The sequence below is a fragment of the Coleofasciculus sp. C1-SOL-03 genome (assembly GCF_040220555.1).
Classification (GTDB): Bacteria; Cyanobacteriota; Cyanobacteriia; order Cyanobacteriales; family Coleofasciculaceae; genus Coleofasciculus.
The window spans coordinates 1-3,786 of the sequence record NZ_JAVJUO010000135.1 but is presented as its reverse complement, the minus strand read 5'-3'; the positions used below and the strand labels follow the sequence as shown (position 1 = coordinate 3,786).

At 46.7% G+C, this 3,786-nt stretch carries 3 protein-coding genes and 1 pseudogene; all 4 read right to left on the bottom strand.

The annotated features are described in order from the left end of the window. Positions 1-148: 148 nt before the first annotated feature. Positions 149-586, bottom strand: coding sequence for an RrF2 family transcriptional regulator (locus RIE73_RS21315; RefSeq protein ID WP_446403096.1), 438 nt, complete (start codon positions 584-586; stop codon positions 149-151). A 156-nt stretch (positions 587-742) separates the two neighbouring features. After that, positions 743-2,548: an iron uptake porin gene (locus RIE73_RS21310; protein ID WP_446403095.1), complete on the bottom strand. Its 1,806-nt coding sequence runs from the start codon at positions 2,546-2,548 to the stop codon at positions 743-745. 256 nt (positions 2,549-2,804) lie between these two features. Next, positions 2,805-3,089, bottom strand: a complete 285-nt coding sequence (locus RIE73_RS21305; RefSeq protein ID WP_446403094.1) for a 4a-hydroxytetrahydrobiopterin dehydratase — start codon at positions 3,087-3,089, stop codon at positions 2,805-2,807. A gap of 414 nt (positions 3,090-3,503) precedes the next feature. Further along, positions 3,504-3,786 (bottom strand): annotated as a pseudogene (locus tag RIE73_RS21300) (photosystem II D2 protein (photosystem q(a) protein)); the annotation flags it as partial.

Sequence of the window (3,786 nt, the reverse complement as noted above, 5' to 3'; positions counted from 1 at the left end):
GGTGGTGATGGATTTCGGATGGACAGGGACATTAACGGCGCCCGTGGGATTTTCCTACGGGCTTTGGGAGATATCCCCTCTCTAAGAGCTTGTCTTTTAGAGTGCATTGTTAGCATAAGTTAGCAAAATTATATCGGACATCGTAATATTAGATGTAATACATAATGTTCAACTGTCGTCTGTTATTCAGTTTCTCCCATAAATCTTGCAATGTATAGTCTCGCAAGATATTATTGGTGCGATCGCGGACTTCTTGCCATGTTTCTTGGACGATAGCACTGGCTTCTGTTATCGCGCTTGTTTTGCTATCAGAGGCTATTGCGGTTGAACCATCTAGGCAGTTAATCACATCCAATAGAGTAATTGTCCAAGGTTCCCGCGCCAGAATGTAGCCCCCTTTAGCCCCCCGTTGGCTACGGACTAAATTGCCACGTCTCAGGGTTGCCAGAAGTTGTTCTAAATAGCGATCAGGAATATGTTGTTGTGCGGCAATCTGTCGGATTTGTAAGGGTTCTCCCTGATTGTAATGACCCGTGAGTTCTAGGAGAGCCAGTAGGGTGTATTCGGTCTTACAGGAGAGTTCCACAGAAATTGATTCATGTCAGGTCAATCATTCCCAGTATACCCCGGTTTTCCGGTGGGGTTTGTTGGTTTAGATTGGCAAGGTTAAAAAACCCCGCTTACTGGCGGGGTGATAGAATTAGCGAATTTTCAGGCTAATTTTGCTGTTCGCAGAGTTGACTTAGAACGTGAACGTAGTCCTAAGAGTACCGATGACCGCATCTTCATTATCGTCATCTTGGTCAGGATTAATCAGCCAAATCACACCTGGAGTCAGCGAAATATTATCGGTAAGTTGGTACTTGTAGAAAGCTTCTACGTGATAAGGAACATCATCATCATCTCTTCGGAACTCCGCATCTGCGGTATCAGCATGTCCTAAGTAAGGTTGAGCGCCGCCAAAGATACCCAAAACGTTACCTTCTTTACCCAGGTCAGAAAAGGCTACACCAGCACCATACGTCCAGACTTCGCCATCACCGTCATCAACTAAAATGGTATCGGTGTAAGCACCATAGCCACTAATTGAAATATTTTCGCTCAGGCGGAACGCTGCTTCTATTCCGTAGCTGTTAGTAACAACTGGCGTATCTGTGTCTACTGCTAAACCTGGTCGATTGGCGAAGCGAGTACCGACAACTCCTGGACTTCCTCCACCCAAATCAAAGATGTTACTTTCATTCGTATGGTAGCCGTGGACGTAAGTCGCACCAATACCAATCCGATCGCCTAGATTAAAGTTAAGTTGAGCCAGAGCTGCGTAGTCCCCATCAAACAGACCATTTTTTTCACTGGGATTGGCAGCATCACTACCAGCTAGGTAACCAAGCGTTAAGGTACTAGGACCCAAAACCCTTTCTATCGGACCTGCACCTAGGCTAAGGGCTGCACCCGCACCACCACCGATACGGTAGATGGGACTTTCAGAAGCAAAGGCAGACAACGCACCATTACCACCGTCGAAGTCTTCAAAGAAAGGATTGAGGGTAGGAACATAGTCGCTATGAATCCCACCCGCGCCAGCTACGTAAACTTTGGAACTGCCAAAGTTAAAGTAGTACGCTAGCCAGTCTACAATGACATTATTGCCACCTGTATTTCCTATGTTGAAGGTTTGTGTACCCTCGAAACCAACACCATTAAATTGCTGAGCATTCCCAGCGGCTAGACGAGTAACCAACCGATCCTGACCCGTGAAGCTGGTATTGAGTTCTAAACGAACCCGGTCTTGGAATACGATGTTGTTGTCTTCGTCATCAAGGCTAAACTCATCGGTCAGCGCAAAGATGACTTCACCCCGTAACTTCGTCGTTGTGGAGAACTGATTATCTTCCAAGAACGCCACACGACCTTCTAGATTATCAACTCGCGCTCCTAACGTCGCCAGTTCCGCTTCAAATTCCTGAATCAGCCGCCGCAGGGTTTCTAACTCAGTCTCGTCAAAACCGCCACCAGGTATAAGACGCTCAATTTGCTGTAAACAAGCATTCAAACCAGCGGCAAATTCGTAACGAGTCAGCGCCCGATTGCCCCGGTATGTACCATCTGGATATCCAGCGATACAACCGTAGCGTTCGACTAGGCTACGTAGCGCTTCATACGCCCAGTCTCCCGGAGAAACATCCCGTAACTGACCTACACTGGTCACTTGTCCGCTGGAGTTTCCGCCTTCGTTGCTGTAGTCATTGATTTGATTTAAAATCTCAGCATCATTGGGCGTCGCCGGGACAGATTGAGCCAAGCTCGGCTGTGCCTCTGGTTTCACCTCTAGACTAGCTGGAGTTAACTGTTCCGGATTGACCGCAATTTCCTCTGAAACCGTAATATCAGCAACACCATCGAACTGAACTTCTGGCGTTGCTGTTTGAGTGTCAGCGATAGGCAGATTGGCGCTATCGGCTGCTCGTACTCCCACCGTAGATGCAACTAAGGTTACACCTAAGACCGCTGGGCTAATAAGTAGAGACTTCCACAGTAATTTCGACATCTTCTGTCCTCACACCTTTACAGAAAGAATTTGATTGCCCTTCTCGCACCATGGTACATCGTCTATTTGGCAGATGGTATTTTTTCGCTTAATTTTCAGATTCATTTTGGAACTCTTGTCCATCTGCCAGTCAGTCAGCTTTTGGCTAATAGTACCAATTATATATCTAAAAGGACTGCTTGTATTACACAAGCAGTCCTAGATGTCAAGCTTTTTAAACTGGTACTTAAGCTCTTGCCATATCCGCGTTTTACAGCTATGCGCTTAACTTGGACAGCGTTTGAGCCATCTCAAAGTCATTAGCGGTCAATCCCCCAGCATCATGGGTGGTGAGACTAATCGTCACCTTGTTATACGAAATCCCTAAATCCGGATGATGTCCAGCCGCTTCTGCTGGTTCAACAATCTTATTGACAAACGCGATCGCTTCAACAAAATCTTTGAATTGGCGAGTTGTACGTAACTCTTTCCCTTCAACCGTCCAACCGTCTAGTGATTTGACTTTTTCTTGAATCTCTGCGTCACTGAGTAACTCAGCCATTTTTTTCTCCCACCTTCAACTTAAAAAAATTCCCAAAAAACTATCCGCTCTCACGGGAAGTACCTAGATAAAATCTATAGCACTTATAGTGAGAGCGGTCTAGCGGGTCTTCTGATTGAAACCAGACTGCCGGAAGGAACTCCTTAACCAGCCCAGTTGCTCAATAAATGAGTTCTCCGAAGAGAACTGAGCTAACTGTTTAGAGAACAGCCCCGGCGCACAGCCGGCTAACTCCAATCAGATGACCCATGCTTTTACTACTATCGCTCATGGGCATCACCTCCTTAATCCCTATACGGTTTTTTAATCCGTTAGTTATCTGGTGTTTATTCACCTTTAATTAGAATAACACACCATTTAGATTTGGCAAGGGGGAGCGTAGAGACGTTGCATGCAACGTCTCTACAAACCTAATTAGAGAGCATTACCGCGAGGTAGAACTTCCTCAGGGAATTCAAACTTCTGGTGTGGTTGGTCTTGAGGCGCCAGCCAAGCCCGGACTCCTTCGTTGAGCAGAATGTTCTTGGTGTAGAATGTCTCAAATTCGGGGTCTTCGGCTGCCCGGATTTCCTGGGACACGAAGTCATACGCCCGCAGGTTCACCGCTAATCCAACGACGCCCACTGAACTCATCCACAAGCCGGTCACGGGGACAAACAGCATGAAGAAGTGTAGCCAGCGCTTGTTGGAAAAGGCA